This window comes from Austwickia sp., from assembly GCA_016699675.1.
In the GTDB taxonomy this organism is placed as follows: domain Bacteria; phylum Actinomycetota; class Actinomycetes; order Actinomycetales; family Dermatophilaceae; genus Austwickia.
In genome coordinates, this window is record CP064985.1 from 2,034,569 (window position 1) to 2,054,611 (window position 20,043).

The 20,043-nt window shown below is 73.1% G+C and carries 17 protein-coding genes; 8 read left to right on the forward strand and 9 right to left on the reverse strand.

The window, feature by feature from the left end; genetic code table 11:
• Nucleotides 1-23 precede the first annotated feature (23 nt).
• Together IPK37_09275 and IPK37_09280 are read right to left on the reverse strand one after the other, a co-directional pair.
• Complete coding sequence (locus IPK37_09275) at nt 24-1,607, reverse strand: wax ester/triacylglycerol synthase family O-acyltransferase (GenBank protein ID QQS02468.1); 1,584 nt, start codon at nt 1,605-1,607, stop codon at nt 24-26.
• 106 nt (nt 1,608-1,713) lie between these two features.
• Entirely contained in the window at nt 1,714-3,231 is a 1,518-nt protein-coding gene (locus IPK37_09280; protein ID QQS02469.1) for an MFS transporter, read from the reverse strand.
• A 184-nt stretch (nt 3,232-3,415) separates the two neighbouring features.
• Between IPK37_09280 and IPK37_09285 the strand changes: the two genes are divergently transcribed.
• Both IPK37_09285 and IPK37_09290 read left to right on the forward strand, forming a co-directional pair.
• Nucleotides 3,416-3,982, forward strand: a complete 567-nt coding sequence (locus tag IPK37_09285; protein QQS02470.1) for a hemerythrin domain-containing protein — start codon at nt 3,416-3,418, stop codon at nt 3,980-3,982.
• Nucleotides 3,983-4,429: 447 nt separating this feature from the next.
• Nucleotides 4,430-6,055, forward strand: a complete 1,626-nt coding sequence (locus IPK37_09290; GenBank protein QQS02471.1) for an amidase — start codon at nt 4,430-4,432, stop codon at nt 6,053-6,055.
• Here IPK37_09290 and IPK37_09295 read toward each other — a convergent pair.
• A complete protein-coding gene (locus tag IPK37_09295; protein ID QQS02472.1) occupies nt 5,985-6,761 on the reverse strand; it encodes a 3-hydroxybutyrate dehydrogenase in 777 nt (258 codons plus the stop codon). The genes IPK37_09290 and IPK37_09295 overlap by 71 nt on opposite strands.
• Nucleotides 6,762-6,913: 152 nt before the next feature.
• Here IPK37_09295 and IPK37_09300 point away from each other — a divergent pair, with 152 nt between their 5' ends.
• From IPK37_09300 to IPK37_09315, 4 genes are all read left to right on the forward strand, one after another.
• Nucleotides 6,914-8,323: a GntP family permease gene (locus IPK37_09300; GenBank protein ID QQS02473.1), complete on the forward strand. Its 1,410-nt coding sequence runs from the start codon at nt 6,914-6,916 to the stop codon at nt 8,321-8,323.
• 607 nt (nt 8,324-8,930) lie between these two features.
• Nucleotides 8,931-9,767: a hypothetical protein gene (locus tag IPK37_09305; GenBank protein ID QQS02474.1), complete on the forward strand. Its 837-nt coding sequence runs from the start codon at nt 8,931-8,933 to the stop codon at nt 9,765-9,767.
• Nucleotides 9,768-10,047: 280 nt separating this feature from the next.
• The gene (locus IPK37_09310) at nt 10,048-11,172 is read left to right on the forward strand and encodes a PadR family transcriptional regulator (GenBank protein QQS02475.1); all 1,125 of its coding nucleotides are present in this window, start codon (nt 10,048-10,050) and stop codon (nt 11,170-11,172) included.
• Nucleotides 11,173-11,262: 90 nt separating this feature from the next.
• The gene (locus IPK37_09315) at nt 11,263-12,696 is read left to right on the forward strand and encodes an 8-oxoguanine deaminase (protein QQS02476.1); all 1,434 of its coding nucleotides are present in this window, start codon (nt 11,263-11,265) and stop codon (nt 12,694-12,696) included.
• Between the two features lie 114 nt (nt 12,697-12,810).
• On the opposite strand, the gene IPK37_09320 is transcribed toward IPK37_09315, so the two are convergent.
• Entirely contained in the window at nt 12,811-13,449 is a 639-nt protein-coding gene (locus IPK37_09320; GenBank protein ID QQS02779.1) for a protein-L-isoaspartate carboxylmethyltransferase, read from the reverse strand.
• 169 nt (nt 13,450-13,618) lie between these two features.
• Here IPK37_09320 and IPK37_09325 point away from each other — a divergent pair, with 169 nt between their 5' ends.
• Nucleotides 13,619-14,251 (forward strand): TetR family transcriptional regulator, encoded by a 633-nt coding sequence (locus tag IPK37_09325; protein ID QQS02477.1) that lies wholly within the window; start codon nt 13,619-13,621, stop codon nt 14,249-14,251.
• Nucleotides 14,252-14,351: 100 nt separating this feature from the next.
• Here IPK37_09325 and IPK37_09330 read toward each other — a convergent pair whose 3' ends face one another.
• The 4 genes from IPK37_09330 to IPK37_09345 all read right to left on the reverse strand — a co-directional run bounded on the left by IPK37_09330 (nt 14,352) and on the right by IPK37_09345 (nt 17,153).
• Nucleotides 14,352-14,615: a hypothetical protein gene (locus IPK37_09330; protein QQS02478.1), complete on the reverse strand. Its 264-nt coding sequence runs from the start codon at nt 14,613-14,615 to the stop codon at nt 14,352-14,354.
• A gap of 61 nt (nt 14,616-14,676) precedes the next feature.
• Nucleotides 14,677-14,868: a hypothetical protein gene (locus IPK37_09335; GenBank protein ID QQS02479.1), complete on the reverse strand. Its 192-nt coding sequence runs from the start codon at nt 14,866-14,868 to the stop codon at nt 14,677-14,679.
• A 398-nt stretch (nt 14,869-15,266) separates the two neighbouring features.
• Nucleotides 15,267-16,280 carry a COX15/CtaA family protein gene (locus tag IPK37_09340; GenBank protein ID QQS02480.1) on the reverse strand — a complete coding sequence of 338 codons (1,014 nt, stop codon included), beginning with the start codon at nt 16,278-16,280 and terminating at the stop codon, nt 15,267-15,269.
• Between the two features lie 240 nt (nt 16,281-16,520).
• Entirely contained in the window at nt 16,521-17,153 is a 633-nt protein-coding gene (locus IPK37_09345; protein QQS02481.1) for a methyltransferase domain-containing protein, read from the reverse strand.
• A gap of 254 nt (nt 17,154-17,407) precedes the next feature.
• On the opposite strand from IPK37_09345, the gene IPK37_09350 reads away from it, so the two are divergent.
• The gene (locus IPK37_09350; protein QQS02482.1) at nt 17,408-17,947 is read left to right on the forward strand and encodes a GNAT family N-acetyltransferase; all 540 of its coding nucleotides are present in this window, start codon (nt 17,408-17,410) and stop codon (nt 17,945-17,947) included.
• Nucleotides 17,948-18,645: 698 nt separating this feature from the next.
• On the opposite strand, the gene IPK37_09355 is transcribed toward IPK37_09350, so the two are convergent.
• The gene (locus tag IPK37_09355; protein QQS02483.1) at nt 18,646-20,004 is read right to left on the reverse strand and encodes a hypothetical protein; all 1,359 of its coding nucleotides are present in this window, start codon (nt 20,002-20,004) and stop codon (nt 18,646-18,648) included.
• Nucleotides 20,005-20,043 lie beyond the last annotated feature (39 nt).

The window sequence follows — 20,043 nt, forward strand, 5'->3', positions numbered from 1 at the left end:
CCGACTTTACGGCGCGGAGTCGCTCAACCGGTGGCGTCCACCGGCCGCCGCGCGCCCAGGGCCAGCAGAAGGTCCAGCTCGGCGCGCATCCCGTCGGTCAGCCGCTGCGGGTCGGGCACGATCTGCCGCACCGACAGCACCCCCATGTCGACCTTGCCGTCGTAGGTGATGGCGTGGACGAACAGGTGCACCGGCGGGCAGATGATGGTGCGCGCGTAGATGTGCTCCACCTTGCGGCCGCACAGATAGAGCGGCTGGTCCGAGCCCCGCAGCGTCGACGTGGACAGGTTCAGCGTCGGCGGGAACCATTGGAACGGCTTCGACCCGGCGAACTCCATGGCCGCCGAGACCAGGCTCGGCAGCATCAGGTCGCCGACGTCGGAGAGCAGGTCCCACGACGCCCTGGACTGCGAGAGCCCGCTCTTGGCCCGCGAGGAGCCGGCGTGCACGAACGCGAGCCGCTCGACCGGGTCGTCGAGGTGCACCGGCAGCTCGATCCAGATGGCGGTGAAGGCATTGCCCGAGGTGGACGACGTCTCCCGGCCGGGGTTGCGCCGGACGTTGACGGGGCAGGTCGTGACGAGGGGCTTGTCGGGGACCTCGCCGTACGGCTCGAGGTAGCTGCGCAGCGCCCCGGCGAGCACGGTGAGGATCACGTCGTTGACCGTCGCGCCGGGGTGCGCCGCCCGCGCGGCCTCCACCTCGGCCAGCGGCAGCGAGAGGACCGACATGCTCTTGGTGGTGTCGCTGACGTGCTGGTTGAAGCGGGTGACCGGCGGATGCGAGGTGAACGAGGGGATGAACCTGGGCAGGCGAGGGAGCCGCGGTAGGGCGCTCTCTCGGCGTTGACCGGCCTCCCCGCCGAGCCGGCGCGCGATGCCCTTGCTCACCCGGGAGGCGACCTCCGGGGCGGTCGAGGCCACCGCGCGGGCGATCCGCAGCCCCGTGAACGCGTTGACGATCATGCGCTCGGGCACCTCCGCGACGGCCCGCACCAGCGCGCTGGGCTCCCGTTCGCCCGGGGGAGTCGGGGCGGCGGTGGCGCCCGTGGCTCCGCTGGCGGTCGCCCCCGCGGCGTCGCCGGGCTCGGTCACGTCGGCGCTCTCCAGCGGCAACACCGGCGGCTCGGCGTGCGGATCGGCATCGAACAGCGACTGGTAGAGCTTCATGAAGCCCATGCCGTCGGTGAGGGCGTGATGCCCGCGCATGATGAGGGCGGTGCGCCCGCCGGCGAGCCCCTCGATGTACCAGGTCTCCCAGAGCGGCTTGCGCCGGTCGAGGGGGTCCTTGGTCAGGTCCAGGACGTGGTTCATCAGCGCCTGATCGTCCCCCGGCGCCGGGCACGTCGTGCGGTGCACGTGCGCGTCGAGGTCGATGGAGGGCTGCGAGATCCAGTGGTCCTCACCGATGCCGAGCGGCGCGGCGGACACACGCCGGCGCAGGTAGGGCGCGGCCTCCACGGTGCGCGCCATCGTCGCCTGCACCATCTCGAAGGGCACGGGGCCGAGTTCGCCGGCCTCGATGACGGTCACGCCCACGACATCGATCGGAAACCCGTCGCGCTCCAGGCGTAGGAAGATGCGCTCCGTGCTCGTCATCAGTTCCATCCGGACCCCTGGCTCAACTCGCTGGTAACTTCCGCGGTTGAAGGCCACGGTAGCGCCGTCGGGACGTGCGCGCAGGTCTGTCCGACCGGCGACCACGACCAGCGGTTCAGCGCATGTCCTGCCAGGCGGGAGGCGGCACGTTGGCGGCGGACAGCGCCGCCTCGCTCGGCGAGCCGGGCATATCCCGCAGGCCGCGCAGCGGTGAGACGAGGACCGTGAAGGAGACGAACGCCACGATGGCGGCCATGACCCCCACGGCCGGAATGAGACCGAATTCCTGGGCGAGCCAGCCGGCGAGGACGGCCGCGATCGGCATGAGCGAGTAGTTGACGGTCTGGGTCGCGGTGCTGGTGCGGGCCATCAGGCTCAGCGGCACGTACGACTGCCGCCACGCCCCGCGCAGGACGTTGGCGCAGACCACGCCGACCCCGATGAGGAACATACCGGCCAGCATCACGCCGGACCGCCACCCCGGCGCGCCCCAGGGCAGCAACAGCGCGCCCACCCCGACGCCGCAGAAGAGGAACACGGTGCCGTGGGCCGACCCGAAGCGGCGGCCCACGCTGGGGGCGATCATCGCGCCGATCAGGCTGCCGACGCCCTGAACGGCGATCGCGAGGCCCACCTGCGGTCCGGACAGGCCCAGTTCGCGCACGAGGACCAGCACCAGCAGGGCCTGGAATCCCGTCAGCCCGGTGTTGCTCAGCGCGCCCTGGATCGTGAAATAGCGCAGGTAACGGTCGGCGAACGTGAACCGCCAGCCCGTCGCGATCCGCTCGCGCAGGGAGACCGTGGTCGGTGGGGGAGCCACCCGGTCCTTCTCCCGTTCGTTGATGAACAGCAGGCAGGCGGCCGATACGACGTACGACGCCGCGTCCACCAGCACGGCGACCGCCGGAGCGAAGAGCCCGGCGAGAGCGCCCCCGATGGACGGCCCGCCGACCTGGGCGACGGACTCGCTGCCGGTCAGGTACGAGTTCGCGGGCGGCAGGTCCTCCCGGCGCACCAGGGTGGCGAGCAGCTTGGGATAGGCCGACCGGAAGAAGACGTTGGTGGTGCCGACGGCGAAGGTCACCACCGCGAGCTGCAGCGTGGTCAACATGTCCAGCGACCAGGTGATCGGGATGCTCAGCAGGGCCGCGGCCGCCGCGAGGTCGCTGGCCACCATCACCGAGCGGGGCGCGCGTTGGTCCACCCAGGCGCCCGTGGGCAGGCCGATCAGCACCCACGGCAGCCACAGTGCCGCGTTGATGATCCCGACCCACACCGGCGAGGCGTCGAGCACCACCACCGCCAGCAGGCTGATGAGCAGGGAGGTGACCTCGGTGCCGAACACGCTGATGGTCTCGCCGGTCCAGAACAGCCAGTACGGTCGGTTGCGGCGCAGCGGCCAGGGTGCTTGCGCGTCGCCGCCGGCGGGGGTCGGCGTCGCGGGCGGGGCGTCGTACGTCGAGGGCCGCGGGCGGCGCTGGTCCGGGCGCGCCTCGCGCGGATCCAGGTGGGTCGAGGCGGAGGCGGGGTCCGCGGGGTCCGCCAGGCGAGCCGGCGTCGCGGGACCGAGCGGCCCCGAGCGCGGCCCGGCGCTGCGGGTGTGGAGGCTACCGCCTCCCGGGGTGGGCTCCACGGGCTGAGGGTAGGAGAGCCTAGCCGTGTAGGACAACGGTCCTTGTATTTGTCCGGGGTCGCTGCCGCGCGACGTCGCTTATGACAACGCCGCTCGTGGGGGTCTCCCCGCGCCATCGGCGGAGGGGGATGGCTCCTCTCGGGAGTATCTCCTCGGCGGGCTCTCGCCGCGTAGAGTGTCCAGCATGTCCGACTTCTCGATCCCCCGGCCCACCTCGGGCGACATCGTCACGCTCATCCTCGACGACCACCGCTGGATGGAGGCGCTCCTGCGCGATCTCCGCCTGGGCGTCTGCGACCGGGAGGCCGCCCGCGCCGCGTTCGCCGCGACCCTCGTCGCCCACTCCGAGGGTGAGGAGCGGGCGGTGTACGGGCGTCTGCAGGCCTCCGCCGACGACGTCGGACAGGAGGAGGTCGAGCACGGCCACGAGGAGCACGCCGAGGGTCTGGCCGCGCTGCTGGAGCTCATGGAGTGCAAGGGCCTGACCACGAAGAAGTTCGAGGATGCGCTGGAGAAGCTCTCGGCGTACATCAACCACCACCTCGCGGAGGAGGAGGTGACGATCCTCGGCCCGGCGCTACGCGAGGTGCCGGAGAAGCGGCGTCGCGACATCGGCGCGGCGTGGCTGGCCGCGCGGGGCGAGCTGCTCGACGCCGGATGCGGCAGCCTCACCCAGGTCCGCGAGCTGGTCGCCGCCGCCCGCAAGGCCGGCGTCATCCCGGCGGAGCTGCCGGATCAGCCGGAGGACTGAGCGTCCCCCGAAATACTGATCTAAAGCAATTAGTTGTCCTAAGGATCGTGGCGCGGCTACCGTAGAGGAAGGAGACGGGCCTCCCCGTCACCGTTCGCGAAGGACGACTACCAGCTCCTCGGTCCCGGGGTAGAGACGCCAAGCGCGCCATCGCACCGCGCCTCGTCTCGCCCCGACCCCTCCCCGCTGGCGCCAGGCGGTCGTCGCTCCGCAGTAGTGCCCTTCCCGCGAGCGTTAAGTCAGCAGCGTCACCCCAGGAGGGATCCCCCATGAGCGTCGTTCACGCCGTTGCCGGTTCCATGGGCCGCGCCGTCGTCCACACCCGCGTCGTCCACACCCACGCCCGCTCCGTCGTACACACGCGCGTCGTGCACACCCGCGGGGTCGTGCACACGCGCTGACCCGCCGCGGCCCGCCGGCCATGGCCCCCTCTGCGAGGATCGGGCCATGGCCGGCCCCTTTGCCTCCGGGAAGTTGCCCAGCACTGCAGCTCCCGCCGTTCCCGACGACCTCGCCGGCGCGACGGCGCTGGAGCTCGCGGCGGCCCTGCGCTCCCGACGTACCACCGCGGTCGCCGTCACCGAGGCCACCCTGGGGCGGATCGAGCGGGACTCGACGCGGGTGGGGGCCTTCGTGGCCGTCGCCGCGGAGCAGGCCCTACGCGAGGCGGCGGCGGCCGACACCGTGCTGGATGCCGCGGCCGCGAGCGGCGGCGCCGGCCCCCAGCCGCCCCCGCTGCTGGGCGTGCCCTGCCCGATCAAGGACCTCAATGCGGTGGCCGGAATGCCGTACGTCGCGGGCTCGCGCGCCATGCTCGGCAACGTGGCCGACGCCGACGACGGGGTGGTGCGGCGGCTCCGCGACGCCGGGGCCATCGTCGTCGGCAAGACCGCCACGCCGGAGTTCGGATTTCCTTGCTACACCGAGTCGGACGTCGCCCCGCCGGCCCGGACGCCGTGGGACGTGGGCCGCTCGGCGGGCGGGTCGTCCGGGGGCGCCGCCGCGGCCGTCGCGGCCGGGCTCGTGTCCATCGCGCACGGCAGCGACGGCGGCGGCTCGATCCGAATCCCCGCCGCGGCCTGCGGCCTGGTCGGGCTGAAGGCGTCCCGCGGGCGGATCAGCCCGGGGCCGCTCGGCATCGACGGCCCCGGCCTGGCCTCGCACGGGGTGCTCACCCGCACGGTGCGCGACACCGCCATCGGCCTCGACGTGCTGGCGCAGGGCTGGCCGGGCGACGTGTACCGGTTGCCGCCGCCGCGCACGACGTACCTCGATGCCTGCGACCGCCCGACCGGCGCGCTGCGGATCGGCGTCCTGACCGAGCCGATCATCGCGGACTGCGAGGTCGCGCCCGGCCCGCTGAATGCGGTGGAGCGCGCCATCGCGGTCCTGCGCGGGCTCGGCCACCAGGTGCAACCGGCCCCGCGGCCCTTCCCGGCGGCGCGCTGGGAGGCGTTCGCCGCGGTGTGGTCGGTGCTGGCGTTGTCCATCCCGCTCCCGCCGGAGGCGGAGCCGCTCCTGACGCCGCTGACCCGCTGGCTGCGGGAGCGGGGACGGGCGGTGACGGGCGCGGAGTACGCCGCCGCGCTCGCCGCCACCCAGCAGCTCGCCCGCGAGACTGCGGCCGCCTGGGACGATGTCGACGTCATCCTCACTCCGACCCTGGCGCAGCCGCCGGCGCCGGTCGGGTCGCTGCGCGACGACGCCGACCCGGCCGCCGACTTCGATGCGCAGTGCGCGTTCACGCCCTGGACCAGCACCTACAACCTCACGGGCCGGCCGGCGATCTCGCTGCCGCTGCACCGCGAGCGCTCCGCGAACGACGCGGTGGAGCTGCCGTACGGCGTGATGCTCGGCGCCCGGCTCGGTGAGGAGGAGACGCTGCTGGCCCTCGCCGCGGCCGTCGAGGCGGCCGACCCGTGGCGGGACACGCTGCCGAGGAACCCGGGCGCCCTGACCGCGCCGCACGCTGGGGGCGCGGTGCGCGGCCGCCGGCCGGTGCTCAGTACGCCGTCCAGCCGCCCTCGATCGGGTAGCTGCAGCCGGTCATCGACGCGCTGGCCGGGCCGGTGAGGAAGGCGACCAGGTCGGCGACCTCCTCGGGCTCGATGAGGCGCTTGACGAAGACCCGGTCGAGCATGATCTTCTGCACGACCTCGTCCTCGGGAATGCCGTGGGTCTTGGCCTGGTCGGCGATCTGCTTCTCCACCAACGCCGTCCGGACGTAGGCGGGGTTCACGGTGTTGGAGGTGACCCCGTGTGGCGCACCCTCCAGGGCGATGACCTTGCTCATGCCCTCGAGGCCGTGCTTGGCGGTGACGTACGCGCTCTTGAACGGGCTCGCGGACAGGCCGTGCGCGGACGAGAGGTTGACCACGCGACCCCAGCCACGCTCGTACATGTGCGGCAGGGACTGCCGAACGATGTAGAACGGCGCGTGCAGCATCACCTTCATGATCAGCTCGAACTTCTCCAGCGGGAACTCCTCGATCGGGGCGACCTGCTGGATGCCGGCGTTGTTGACGATGATGTCCACGTCGTGCGGGAGGGCGTCGGCGAGGCCGGCGAGGTCGGACAGGTCGCACGGGGTGGGCACGATCCCGTCGACGCGTTCGGCGAGGGCGGCCAGGCCCTCGGCGTTGAGGTCGACCGCGATGACCTGCGCGCCGAGCGCGGCGAACTTCTCCGCGCAGGCCAGTCCGATGCCGCTGGCCGCGCCGGTGACGAGCGCGCGGCGGCCGCGGTGGTAGTCGGGGGAGGGGAAAGCGGGCTGCGTCATGTCGCGAGGCTAGCGGCTCGGCCCGCGCCCGCAGGCCCGCAGTCGCGGCGCAACATCGGGCCAGCCCGGCCGGGTCGGGGATCGCTCAACCGCAGGTGGTACGTTCCCTGGGCCGCGGCCGACGCCGCCGGAACCACTCTTGGGAGTCATCGATGACGCTCTACTACTTCCTCGTCGTCATTGCGGCGCTGGGATTCCTCATGTTCATGGCCTACAAGGGCCACAGCGTGATCCTGTTCGCGCCGATCGCGGCGATGGGCGCGGTCCTGCTCACCACCCCGGCGTTGGTGGCGCCGATGTTCACCGGCCTGTTCATGGCCAAGCTGGTGGGCTTCGTGCAGAACTACTTCCCGGTCTTCCTGTTGGGCGCCATCTTCGGCAAGGTCATCGAGATCTCCGGGTTCGCCCGCTCGATCGTCACGGCCGTGATCCGGGTGGTCGGCAAGCAGGCGATGTTGGCGATCGTGCTGGTCGGCGCGATCCTGACGTACTTCGGGGTGTCCCTCTTCGTTGTCGTATTCGCGGTGTATCCGTTCGCGGCGGAGATGTTCCGCCAGGCCGACATCCCCAAGCGACTCATCCCCGGCACCATCGCCCTGGGCGCGTTCACCTTCACCATGGACGCGCTGCCCGGCACCCCGCAGATCCAGAACATCATCCCGACCACGTTCTTCAAGACGACGTCGTACGCCGCGCCGATCCTGGGCATCGTCGGGGCGTTGTTCGTGTTCGGGCTCGGGATGACCTACCTGGAGTGGCAGCGCCGCAAGGCGGCAGCGGCCGGGGAGGGCTACGGCACGGGTCACAAGAACGAGCCCAAGTCCTTCGCCGAGGACGCCAAACTGCCGAACCCGCTGGTCGCGGTCCTGCCGCTGCTGGTCGTGGCGATCGCCAACTACGCGCTGACCAACTGGGTCATCCCGCAGGCCTTCCCGAACGAGGTCAAATTCAAGGACGGCGTCGTTGGCACGACCAAGGACGTGGCCGTCTCGGTGTCGAGCAATATCGCGATCTGGGCGGTCGAGGGGGCGCTGCTGCTGGGCATCCTGCTGGTGGTGGCGCTGGCCTGGAAGCCGGTGAGCACGCACTTCACCGAGGGCAGCAAGGACGCCATCGGCGGCGCCCTGCTGGCCTCGCTCAACACCGCCTCGGAGTACGGTTTCGGCGGCGTCATCGCCGCCCTGCCCGGCTTCAAGATTGTCGCCGACGGCCTGTCGAGCATCCCGAACCCGCTGGTCAACGAGGCCATCACGGTGACCTCGCTGGCCGGCGTCACCGGCTCGGCGTCCGGCGGCATGTCGATTGCCCTCGGTGCGATGGCGGAGACCTTCAAGGCCAACGCCGCCGCCGCGAACATCCCCATGGAGGTGCTGCACCGGGTGGCCTCGATGGCCTCCGGCGGGATGGACACCCTGCCGCACAACGGCGCGGTGATCACGCTGCTCGCCGTCACCGGGCTGACGCACAAGACGTCGTACAAGGACATCTTCGCGATGACCGTCATCAAGACGCTGGCCGTCTTCGTGGTGATCGCGTTCTACTACCTGACCCGGCTCTACTGATCGGACCGGGGATACCGGGTGATCCGGGACGGGATGCCCGCTGACGGTCACGAAATGGGCCGAAGGCCCCCGCCGTTTCCCGAGCGTCGGCCCATTTCCTGGGCCCTGGGGGTACGACGGTGCTGGTGACCTCCTCAGGGCGGTTGGCCACGTGCTGCGCTCGAGATCGCGCGCTCCAGCGTTGGCAGGGAACGACCCGGACGCCCCGCGGCTGCTGGCGAGCTGACGGCGGCGGCAGTTGGCGGCGGACGAGCAGGTCGGCGCGGAGTTTCTCGCCATGTGGATGGCCTCGTGACAGAGAAATAATGCGTACTTATTGTTCTCATAACGCCTTGACGCTCGGTCGATGAGCAGGGCGTGAGCGCCGCCACGGAGAGCGGCGCGAGGGCGAGGAAGGTGCGCTGGTGGGACGAATGCAGGGCGGCCGGGTTCGACGTCGCTGGATCGACGCGTGTCGCGTCTCCGCGGCGCTCTGTCGCTGAACCCGGCCCCGACGCCTCGACGTCGACTCTGCCCACCGCCGCGGCGCCCCGCACCGCTTCGCGCGCCACATCCGCCGAAGCACGCGACGCGCGGCGCCGCCCCTGCTGACCTCCGGAGAACCGCAATGACCGCTCAGACCGTGCTGGCGCCACCGTTCGTGCCCCAGTCCACCACCGACGCCCCGCCCACCCCGCAGACGCCTCAGACCCCGATCCTCGCGGACGACGCCGCCGATCGGCCGCGTCCGGACTTCACCCAGCCCATGACGGCGCTGGTGGGCCCCGCGCTCGCCGCGCTGGCAGGTGAGCCGGGCGGCCGGGCCGAGCGGGTCCGCGCCCTCCTGCGCGACCTGGCCGAGCGGGGGCTCCTCGACGCCGGGGTCGACGCGGCGATGGCCCAGGCGCACGGCTACGCGGAGGGGTCTGCCTGGGACTCCGGTCGCCCGGAGCACGACCACACCCGGGTGGCGGCGGCCCTGGTCGCGGCCGTGGCCGACGTCTGCGGCGCCAGTGCCGCCGCAGTCGCCGTGCAGCGCGCCGCCATCGATGTGCTCGCCCGCGCTCGCCGTACCCCCGCGAACGAGCGCCTCCTCAAGGCGCTGCGCCGCGGCGCCGTCGTCGGCGCGCTGCCCGCGCCCGGCCAGGCGCCCCTCGACGGGGAACTGCTGGTCGACGGCTCGATCCTCGTCGCGTCCGGGCGGCTCGACCTGGTCGGCGCCGGTCCCGGCGGCGCGGTCCTGCTGCCCGTCCGCCTGGGGGGGCGCGTGGTGTGGGCCTGGACGCCGTACGCCGCAGCCGGCCTCGTCCACGACGCCGCCGGCACGGGCACCCTGATCGTGGACCGCCTGGTGGTCAGGGCGGACACTGTGGTCGACGCGCTCACCGGGCCCGCCCCGACGCGCGGCGCCGAGGTGCCGGACGGCCTCCTCGCGGGGTTGCTGGCGGAGCCCCAGGCGGCCTGACTCAAGTCCATCTAGATATATCGTTGACGTATCGCGATACTCGAGGCATGATGAAGGGGCAAGGCGCCGACAGGGCGTCTTGAGGTGAAGGTCAGGATCGCCGATCGACAGGGCCGAGGGCCCGGGCGAACCGACCGGTCGAGCGCGAGCGGCGCCGCGGAGTCCCCGCGAAAGACGACCCGCGCCACCCAGTGGGGCCCCGCAGCAGCGGATGGCCCACCCCACATCACCCCAGCACCGCCGAGCGCAGCTGTGGCGCGCCGGCAGGGAAGGAATCCTCATGCACGGCAACAACGACTACGACGACTGGAACTGCGGTCCCGGCTGGTCGCGCGACGACCGCCGAGACGACCGACGAGGTGCGCGACCCGACGGTGGTCCTAGACTGCGCGGCCCGCGCGGCGGATACCCGGGACGCGGCCCCCGCGACGAATTCGGCGGGCGTGGCCCGCGCGACGAGTTCGGTGGCCGCGGCCCGCACGAGCGCGGCCGCGACAGGGATCGGGACCGTGACCGGGATCGCGGCCGACCCGAGTTCGGCGGCGGCCTCGGCGCCTTCTTCGGTCCCGATGGGGCGTTCGGCCCCAATGGACCTTTCGGCCCCAACGGCCCCTTCGGGGCGAACGGGCCGTTCGGCGAGGAGGGCCCCTTCGGCCGCGGCGGCCCGTTCCGGGGTCAGCCCCGCGCCGGGTACGTCGGCGGCGGTGGCCGGCCCGACGATGACGGCCGTGGCCGGCGGTCCCACCGCGGCCACCGTGGCGGCAACCGGGGCCAGCGGGCCGCGCGGGCCCGCCGCGGCGACGTACGGCTGGCGATCCTCGGCCTGCTCGCCGAGGACACCATGAACGGCTACCAGGTGATCCGGACGCTCGAAGCGCGCACCGGCGGGGCCTGGCGGCCCAGCCCGGGCGCCATCTACCCGGCGCTGGCGCAGCTGGAGGACGAGGGGCTCATCGCCCCGGTCGACGGCGGCAGGAAGGTGTTCACGCTGACCGATGCCGGCCGGGCGCACGTCGACCAGCTCGGCGACAAGGTCCGCCCCTGGGAGGGGGTCGCGGAGGATGTGACGGCGCAGGCCGAACAGGGCCTCGGCGGCACTGCCGAGCTCTGGGTGGCCCTGGGCCAGCTCGGGCTCGCCACCCGCGCCGTCGGGCAGGCCGGTGACCCGGACGTGACCCGGGCGGCGGTCGAGCTGCTGGAGGAGTCGCGCCGCGGCCTCTACCGGCTGCTCGCGCAGGACGGCGCCGACGACCTCGAGGACGACGAGGGCGCCGAGGACATGGACGATCTGGACGACATCCAGGATGAGGTCCGCGCCGACCACGCCGATGACGACGCTGTCGTCGACGGCGAGATCGTCGAGGACGGCCCCGGCGGCCCGAACGACGGGACGCCCCGCGGCTGAGCACCGCCCCGGCGGGTCACTCGCTACCGACGCAGGGTCGGCGCCCCACTGGGGCGTCGACCCTGCGTCGTGGTGCGGCAGGCTGGGGTCATGTCGCCCGACCTGAACAGCGCCGACCGCAACAGCGCCGACCTGACCCGTGCCGATCTGACCCGTGCCGACCTGCTCATCCACGACGCCCGGCTGCTCGTCACGATGGACGCCGACCGGCGCGAACTCCCCGGCGGGTGGGTCGCCATCCGCGACGGGCAGGTCATGGCGCTCGGCCGCGGCACCGACCCGCAGCCGGCCGCCGCGGAGCGGATCGCGGCCAGCGGCTGCCTTGTCACGCCGGGCCTGGTCAACACGCACCATCACCTCTACCAGAACCTCACCCGCGCCTATCCGCCGATGACCGCGGCGCCCCTGTTCGGGTGGCTGCAGACGCTCTATCCGCTGTGGGCGGCCATCGACACCGAGGCCGTGCACGTGTCGGCCTGGGTCGGCCTCGCCGAACTCGCTCTGTCGGGCTGCACCACGAGCACCGACCACCTCTATCTGCACCCGCGCGGCGCGGGCGACCTGCTCGGCGCGGAGATCGACGCGGCCCGCGACCTGGGCGTGCGTTTCCACCCCACGCGTGGCTCGATGTCGTTGTCGGTCAAGGACGGTGGGTTGCCGCCCGACGACGTGGTGCAGGACGACGACGAGATCCTGGCGGCCTGCGCGGACGCCGTACGGCGCTATCACGACCCGACTCCCGGCGCGATGGTGCGGATCGCGCTCGCGCCGTGCTCGCCGTTCTCGGTCACGCGCGAGCTCATGGTTCGTACGGCGGAGCTGGCGGAGCGCCTCGACGTACGCCTGCACACCCACTTCGCCGAGAACGCGGAGGACGACGCGTTCTCGCTGGAGAGGTTCGGCTGCCGGCCGTACGACTATCTGCGCGACTGCGGCTGGGCGGCGCCCCGGACGTGGGTGGCTCACTGCGTGCGGCCGAACCCGGAGGAGGTGCGCCACCTGGGCGCGGCCGGTGTCGGGGTGGCGCACTGCCCGTCGAGCAACCTCATCCTCGCCTCCGGGGTGGCACCGGTCGCGGACCTGGTCGCCGCGGGGTGCCCGGTCGGGCTCGGCGTGGACGGGTCCGCGTCCGCGGACGCCGGGAGCCTGTGGCTGGAGGCCCGGGAGGCGCTGCTGCTGGCCAAGCTGCGCGGCGGGGCCGACGCGGTGGACGCGCGGTTCGTGCTGGAGCGGGCCACCCGCGGCGGCGCCGGCTGCCTGGGTCGGGTCGGCGAGATCGGCGAGCTGACCGTGGGGGCGTGTGGCGACGTGGCCGTCTGGGACCTGAGCGGGCCCTCGTTCGCCGGCGCGGTCGCCGACCCGGTCGAGGCGTGGCTGCGCTGCGGGCCGGTCGCCGCCCGGGACACGGTCGTCGCGGGTCGGTACGTCGTGCGGGACGGGGCGCTGGTGTCGCCGCGGCTGCCGGACTATCTCGCCGCGCACGATCGCCTCGCCCGCCGGATCCAGCGGCTGCCCGCGTCGTAGCGCGGCACCGACGGGTGAAGCCATTCGATCGGACTGGGGCGTTATGCGTGCCCCGGACCGCATAACGCCCCAGACATCGTGAGCCACCCGGGGCCGACGGTTCGCGCTCAGGGCTCAGGGCTCCGGCGGCGTCACCAGCGGCACGAAGCGGTAGTGGCCGTGCCAGCTCACGTCGGGGTCGGCCCGCCCCGGCACTCGACGTACGGTCGCCATCCGTCCGGCGACCGGGCACACCAGGATCCCGTCCGGCGCGAGCTGCACCACGAGCGCCTCCGGCAGCCGAGTGGCCATGGCGGAGACGAGGATCCGGTCGTAAGGCGCCGCCGACGGGCGGCCCAACACGGCCGGGTCGGCGCGCTCCAGGGTCGCGGGTCCCGCCCCCCGGTCCGATGCGCCGGCTCCGGGGCCGGGCTTAGCGGCGAGGGACTGCTGGTACGCCGCGAGGTTGGCCGCACCCCAGGCGGCCAGGTCGGGGTTGAGCTCCAGGCCGAGCACCCAGCCGTCCGGACCTACGAGCTGGGCCAACAGCGCCGTGGTCCAGCCGGATCCCGCGCCGACGTCGAGGACGCGCTGCCCGGGCCGAGGGTCCAGGAGTTCCAGCATCGTGCGCACCGTCGTCGGCTGGCTGTTCGTGGCCCCTGCCCCGATGGGCAGCGGCTGATCGAGGTGGGCCCAGCACTGCTGCTCCGGCGGGAGGAATGCGGCGCGCGGCACGGTGTGTAGCGCGGCGGCCACGTGTGCGGCTGGTCCCACGTCCGGAACCGAGCGCGGGTCCGCGTCGCGGGCGGCGTGCCGGTCGCCGACTGAGGGCTGCACAAGTCCGCTCCTGTCACCTCGCGGCGCTCGCCGCCGTTCGTCGCACCGACCAGTCGGTCAGCGTTGCGGCCCCGAACCTCTCGGCGGAACTGGAACAATCGCACGTATGACCAAGTCCGCCGTCACCGCCCCCGTCGCATCGGCCCGCAGGAAGCGGCCGGGTTATGACGGCGAGTCGATTCTGGCGGTCGCCGTCGAGGTCTTCAACCGGCACGGGTACGAAGGCACCTCGATGGGGCTGCTGGCGGAGTATCTGGGCATCTCCAAGGCGGGCATCTATTACCACGTGCCCAGCAAGGAAGACCTGCTGCAGCGGGCCTGTGACCGGGCGCTGCGGGCCCTGGAGTCGGCCCTCGAAGAGGACCACGCCGCCGGCCTGACGGCGCGGGAGCGGCTGGAGTTGGTGGTCCGCCACGCCGTGCTCGTGCTGGACGAGGAGCTGCCGTACGTCACGCTGCTGCTGCGCGTCCGCGGCAACACCGAGGTCGAGCGGGCGGCGTTGGAGCGGCGGCGGGCCTTCGACCAGCGGTTCTCCGCGCTGGTGCAGGAGGCGTGCCGGGAGGGCGCGCTGCGCAGCGACATCGATCCCCTCACGACGACGCGCTTCATCTACGGCACGGTGAACTCGCTGGTGGAGTGGTACCGGCCCGGCGGCCCGACCGCCGCCGCCGCCCTGGCGGACTCGCTGGTCAAGGTCATCTTCCACGGCCTGGACGCGCCCGACGCGGCTCGCGAGTGAGGTAGCCGGTCGGGTGCGCGTGGCCCCCGCCGTACGGCGTACGCCGGCCGCACCCGACGTACCGGACGCCGGCCGCACCCGCCGTACGGCGGGGGCGTTCTCAGGCCCGACCCGCCGCCGCCTGCCGGGCGGCCGCCGTGCGCGCCTCGCCGAGGCGACGGGCGCGCGCGCCGTACCAGAACGTCCACGCGATCACGAGCCCCGTGACGAGGAGGGGCAGCACCGCGCCCACGTTGAAGGCCACGTCGAAGGGCAAGGTGTAGACCGCGACGACGCGGATGGCGGCCTCGACGAGGTACGCGACGCCCCAGACCAGGCCGACGATGCGCTGGGTCCGGCGGAAGGTCGGGTACTCGCGCCACATCCGATCCCACTCGCCGGCGCCCTCCGGGCTGCCGTCGGTGGCGAACTTCTGGCCCAGGTAGTTACGTCACCGGCTTGCCGACCGCGCAGGAGCCGAGGAAGACCAGGCCCAGCGCCCCCGTCATGCAGGAGTCCTTGAGGATCAGCACCTTCGGGTCGGTGCTGCCGATGAGCGCGACCAGGGCCGCGATGGCCTGCAGCGTCAGGATGAACACCGAGAACATCGAGAGCTTGCGGTGCCGCGCGAACTCCACCGATGCTGACCAGCGGGCCGATCATTGAGAGCAGGTAGGCGCCGAACTCGCTGACGCCGTTGTTGCGCGCCACGTTGTAGAGCAGCAGGGATAGGCCGATGTCGAACAGGCCCATGGTGAGGAGGGACAACCTCCGCTCGCGCCCGTCGCGGGAGCGACGGGACGTCGACGGTACGCCGGGGGCGGCGGGGTCGGCGGACTGGGGTGGGGCGGAAACCGTTGACGCGGCAGTCGACTGGGCGCGGGCGTGTGGTTCGGAGGGCGTCGCCATACTCATGGCCCACACCATGGCGGGTCGACCCGGCGCGTCGAAGGCCTGCGCCGGCCGAGTCGACGAAAGGTGGGTGGCCGGGGGGTTCGCGCGCGGTCACCGGTGGGTGGCCGAGGGGCGCGGGCGGTCAGCGGCGGCCGGCGACCCGCTGCACCATCCAGGATTCGGAGTCCTCGTCGTAGTACGCCGCCCCGGTCGGGACCACCCGCTCGATCGCGGAGCGGGCCGCCAACAGGGCCATCGTGAAGACGATGAGCACGGCCGCGGCGGAGTAGACCGCCGCGCCCGCCATGCTCAGGCGTTGACCGCCCATCGCGAGCCCCACCGCGAGCTCCACGACCCACAGGCCGACCAGGGTGGCGGCCAGCGGCCGAAGGTCGGTGCGGCCCCAGGCGAGCCAGGCCGAGCCGAAGATCAGCAGCGTGGCGACGGCGGCGAGGCCAATGCGGACTCCTTGCAGTCCGGCGGCCTGGTCGGAATCGATGATCCGCCAGATGGGCCAGCCCATGCAGCGGGTGTAGGAGCCGTTGCCCGCGGTGAGGATGCCCAGGACGTGCATAGCCAGCAGCGTGCCGACGCCAGCCCAGGCCAGGTGGGAGACGCGGCTGGGCGCGTGCGCGTACGGCGTGCGGCTCAGCGCCACCGTCGCGGTCGTGATCGCGATCATGGCGACGAGGGACAGGCCCAGGTCGAGCATCCCGAGGACGGGCGGCAGGCCGTAGAGGACGACCTGGCGACCGAACACCGCGGCCGCGAGCGCCCCGACGAGGGTCAGCCACGGCAGGTACCGCACCAGCCGCTCCTGCCGCGGCCGGCGCAGCCCGAGCACGGCCGTGGCCAGAATAAGCGGCCCCGAGAGCACGGACACCACGCGGTGCGTGAACTCGATCCAGGGGTTGATGTCCGCGTGCGGATGCACCTGGCCGACATAGCAACCGGGCCACGTCGGGCAGGTGAGGCCGGACTCGGTGGCGCAGACGAGCGAGCCCATGACGACCGCGCCCAGCGTGAACAGCGTCGCCAGCCGGAAGACGGTCAGCGTGCCGCCGGGGCTGTTGGGGCCGCCGGCTGGGGTGGGGGAGGCCGGCCCGGCGGGGGCGCCTGGCGCGGGGGACCCGGACGACGCGGGGGAACTGCTCATGTCGCGCTCCTGAGCGAGGGGTGAATGGGGCACTCGGCCCGACGGTAGGTCCGCGGGATCGGTGCCGTAGTGACTTTGGGCCTGGGCGAATGTCGCAATCGCCGGGCGGTGCCTGCCGGGAGCGCCAGCTTGGGGGTGCTTGGTCGGGGTCCACCCGGGTCCGTGGGGGCCGGCTCGGCTCGGCTCGGGTCGGCTCGGGTCGGCCGGCGGCCGGCTGGCTGGGCTGCTCGCCTGCGGGGGCTATCGAGGCCGCGCTGCGCCGGCGACGAACCACGTCCAGGGGCGCAGGGGTGCACCGCGTACGGCGTACCGGCGGCGCAGCCCCTCGGCGCCGAAACCGGCCTCCTCGAGCAAAGCCGGGATGTCGCGGTCCAGGTGACATCCGCCGGCGACCCGACCCCAGGCGGGTTGGATCCGGCGCTGAACCGCGGCGACGCGCGGGGATGGGGCCAGGGCGTGCTCGACGACATGCAGCGCGCCGTCGGGGGTCAGCAGCCGGCGCGCCTGGGCGAGGGCCTGCGATACCGCGGGGATCGAGCACAGCGTCCAGGTGGCCACGACCGCGTCGGTGAACCCGTCGGGCAGGTCGACCTCGGCCGCGTCGAGGCCGACCCGGCGGACGGCAGTTGCGGGGCTGGCGCCCCGGGCCTGGGCGAAGGCGTCGATGCGGCCCGAGTCGAGCGCGGCGGCCCAGGCGTCGTCGTCGGGTTCGACGGCCAGAACCTCGCGGACGGCCGTGGGGTAGTGCGGCAGGTTCAGCCCCGATCCGAACCCGAACTCTACGACGGTTCCGTGGGCACCGGCCGTCGCGAGGCGGCGCCAGCCCCCCACGAACCGGTCGGACAGAACCAGATCCACGGGGCGCACGGGCATGGCGCCCAGCCTGCCACCGCTCTTCCTGCCACGTTCCGCCCGCAGGCGGCCTCGTTCGGCCCCTGGCGGCCGCGCTCCGCCCGCCGCGCGCGTCCGCCCCTGGCTTCGCCGCTCCGAACGGAGTGTTGACGTCTGCCAGCGCCCTGAAGTCCCCGATCGGAGTACGCGGGGTCCCGCCCAGCCGTCGGGATCCGGCCTCGCGGGCGATCTCGCGGGTCCTCGCCCCCGAGCAGGTGCTGACTAGGCTGCCGCTCATGGAGGCGCAACTCCGGACGGCGTACGAGGTCAGCCCGCCGCGGGTCGCCGAGGCCGCCGCGCTCGGCGAGCTGCACGTCGCGGTCTGGCGCGCGGCGTACTCCGGTCTGCTGCTGCAGCGCCACCTCGATGCGCTCGACCCGGCGGAGCGGGCCGAGCAATGGCGTACGGCCGCCGCGCGCGTGGACCGAGACGGGTGGGACGGTCCCCTGCGGTGCCTCGTGGCCCGGTACGCCGAGCGTCCGGTGGGGATGATCTGCGTCGGCGCGCCGCGCGATGCCGATCCGCCGGCGCCCGTGCAGCTGTGGTCGCTCAACGTGGCCAGCGCCCACCACGGGAGGGGCGCGGCGCAGGCCCTGATGGCGGCGGCGCTGCCGGACGGCCCGGCGTACCTGTGGGTGCTGACCGGCAACGAGCGGGCCATGGCGTTCTACCGGAAGTACGGGTTCGCGCTGGACGGGGTCGAGCAGGCGGACCCGGCGTACGACGCCGTCGACCTACGGATGACCCGTGCCGGATCGGTGCCCTGTCCGCACTAGCCGCCGATCGGTGAGGGCCGCCGACCACCGACCGTTGAGTGGCCGCCGACCGATCCGGAGCCACCGCCTGTGGTTGGAGTCGCTCCCGGTGATGGCCCCCGTGATCGCCCCGTTGCTGTTGCGGAGACGACCGCGGTGGCGATGTGACGAGGGCGATCTCGGGCGGGTACGAGGGGTGCGCTCTCAACGATTCCGCCATGGCCATCGGGGCGCGGCTGCTGCGGATGGTGGCTGTCGGCGTCGGGCGTGGTCGAGTCCTCGCCCCGCTTCGTGAGTGCCCGCGGAGCGCCGGTTGTTGGCATCCGATGTCTCGCCTAGGGCGTACGACGTACGGCGTGTGGCGGCGTGGCTACCAGGCAGCCCCTTCTGTACCCGATTTCCGCAACCATGGTGATGACTTCCGCAAGTCATGGTGATGACTTCCGCAAGTCATGGTGGTGACTTCCGCAACCACGGTGATGACTGCCGCAACCGTGGTGACGGGAATCAGGCACGGGCGCGCCGGCGTGGTGATGATCTCCGCAACCATGGTGATGGCTCCCGCAACCATGGTGACCAAAGTGGAACGCGGGGGGGTCGGCTGTCGTGATGACGGCCCGCTGAGGGCAACCTCGGTGAGAGCAGCTTCGGTGAGATTGGCGTGTCGGTGAGAGGTACGCGTCAGTCAGAACGGTCGTCGGGTGAGAGCAGCGCCTCGGTTAGAGCAGCGCGTCGGTCAGGGCCTCGCGGTCGAGTTCCAGGCCGGCCAATTCGGCGGCGGCCGCACAGGCGCCCACCACCGGGAATGGCGCGTAGGCACAGCCCGGGTGAGCTGCCTCGATCCGGGCCCGCAGCGGCCCCGCCGCGAAGAGGCCACCCGCGAGCACGATCGGTCCGCCCGCGTCGGCCCGGGCCGACGCCAGCGTCGCCAACAGGCCGTCGGCCGCCTGGTCGACCAGCGCCGCCGCGACGGGGTCGGTCTTCGCGGCGTTGAGGGCCGTGCCGGCGAAGCGCGCCCACTCGGCCGGGGCCAGCCGGTCCACCGCCCGGATCAGGTCTTGTGGGTCCACGTCCAGGCCGAGGCCCCGCGGGTCGGCGACGGCGGGATCGTCGGGGACGTGCGCCTCGGTTGTCATCGACTCGGTCGCCATCTGATCGACCGCGAGCTGTTCGGACGCCGCCACGTCCGTCGCTGACCCATGGGACGCCGTCTGGTTGGCGCCGGAGGAATCCGTCGCCAACTGATCGGTCCTCGCTTCAGAGGCCGACTGATTCGGCGCGATCTGCCCGCTCGCGATCTGCTCCCGCGCCGCCTGTTCGGGCGCCGCCGAGCGGGGGTACGCCGCAGTGGCCGCGCGCTCGGCGCTGGTCAGCGACAACATGGCCAAGACGTGCGGGGTCATCGCGGTGACCGGGCCGTTGTGATCGAGCTGCGCGGCGACGGCCCGCAGGACGCGGCGCCCGAGCCACACCCCCGACCCGGTGTCGCCGAGCAGCCAACCCAGCCCGTCGCGGCGCCGGATCTGCCGCCACTGCGCGAACGCGGCCGCCACGGCCCCGGTGCCGGCCAGCAGGAGCGTTCCGTCCGGCCCGGGGGCGGCGCTCCGGAAGGCGATGTCGAGGTCCTCCAGCAGCAGGGCACGGCCGTCGCGACCGTCGAGCGGCCCCGCATCGGCGCCAGATAGGCCCGCATCGGGACCAGACAGATCGGCGGGGGCGTCGGGGGCGCCGGACCCGGGGGTGCCGACCTCGGCCTGCACGGCCGCGGCGACGGCGCGACGGACCAGAGCCTCGACCTCGTCGCGGCGGGCTCGTCCGGCCCCGGCGGCGCCCACGCATACCGTGAGCCCGTCGAGTGCAGCGGCGCTGCCCAGGGCGGCGCGGATCGCGGCGCTGAGGCGTTGGGCCACATCTCCGGGCGAGGAGCGGAAGTTCCCCCCGCGGCTCGACCCGCGGCCGAGAACGCCGCCCTCCGGCGTACAGGCCACCGCCCGGATCGATGTGCCACCCACGTCCACCCCGAGCAGCACCATGGTTTCCTCCCGGAACGCCCGCTCCGACAACGGATTTCGCTGCATGGTGACACGCGCCCCCCCGGTGGGGTCAAAGCGCCGCAC

What these genes read in the sequence shown, in the direction of transcription:
- IPK37_09275 (QQS02468.1), bottom strand. Translation starts at nt 1,607, where the DNA reads ATGGAACTGATGACGAGCACGGAGCGCATCTTCCTACGCCTGGAGCGC.
- IPK37_09285 (QQS02470.1), top strand. Translation starts at nt 3,416, where the DNA reads ATGTCCGACTTCTCGATCCCCCGGCCCACCTCGGGCGACATCGTCACG.
- IPK37_09290 (QQS02471.1), top strand. Translation starts at nt 4,430, where the DNA reads ATGGCCGGCCCCTTTGCCTCCGGGAAGTTGCCCAGCACTGCAGCTCCC.
- IPK37_09295 (QQS02472.1), bottom strand. Translation starts at nt 6,761, where the DNA reads ATGACGCAGCCCGCTTTCCCCTCCCCCGACTACCACCGCGGCCGCCGC.
- IPK37_09300 (QQS02473.1), top strand. Translation starts at nt 6,914, where the DNA reads ATGACGCTCTACTACTTCCTCGTCGTCATTGCGGCGCTGGGATTCCTC.
- IPK37_09305 (QQS02474.1), top strand. Translation starts at nt 8,931, where the DNA reads ATGACCGCTCAGACCGTGCTGGCGCCACCGTTCGTGCCCCAGTCCACC.
- IPK37_09310 (QQS02475.1), top strand. Translation starts at nt 10,048, where the DNA reads ATGCACGGCAACAACGACTACGACGACTGGAACTGCGGTCCCGGCTGG.
- IPK37_09315 (QQS02476.1), top strand. Translation starts at nt 11,263, where the DNA reads ATGTCGCCCGACCTGAACAGCGCCGACCGCAACAGCGCCGACCTGACC.
- IPK37_09325 (QQS02477.1), top strand. Translation starts at nt 13,619, where the DNA reads ATGACCAAGTCCGCCGTCACCGCCCCCGTCGCATCGGCCCGCAGGAAG.
- IPK37_09330 (QQS02478.1), bottom strand. Translation starts at nt 14,615, where the DNA reads ATGTGGCGCGAGTACCCGACCTTCCGCCGGACCCAGCGCATCGTCGGC.
- IPK37_09340 (QQS02480.1), bottom strand. Translation starts at nt 16,280, where the DNA reads ATGAGCAGTTCCCCCGCGTCGTCCGGGTCCCCCGCGCCAGGCGCCCCC.
- IPK37_09345 (QQS02481.1), bottom strand. Translation starts at nt 17,153, where the DNA reads ATGCCCGTGCGCCCCGTGGATCTGGTTCTGTCCGACCGGTTCGTGGGG.
- IPK37_09350 (QQS02482.1), top strand. Translation starts at nt 17,408, where the DNA reads ATGGAGGCGCAACTCCGGACGGCGTACGAGGTCAGCCCGCCGCGGGTC.
- IPK37_09355 (QQS02483.1), bottom strand. Translation starts at nt 20,004, where the DNA reads ATGCAGCGAAATCCGTTGTCGGAGCGGGCGTTCCGGGAGGAAACCATG.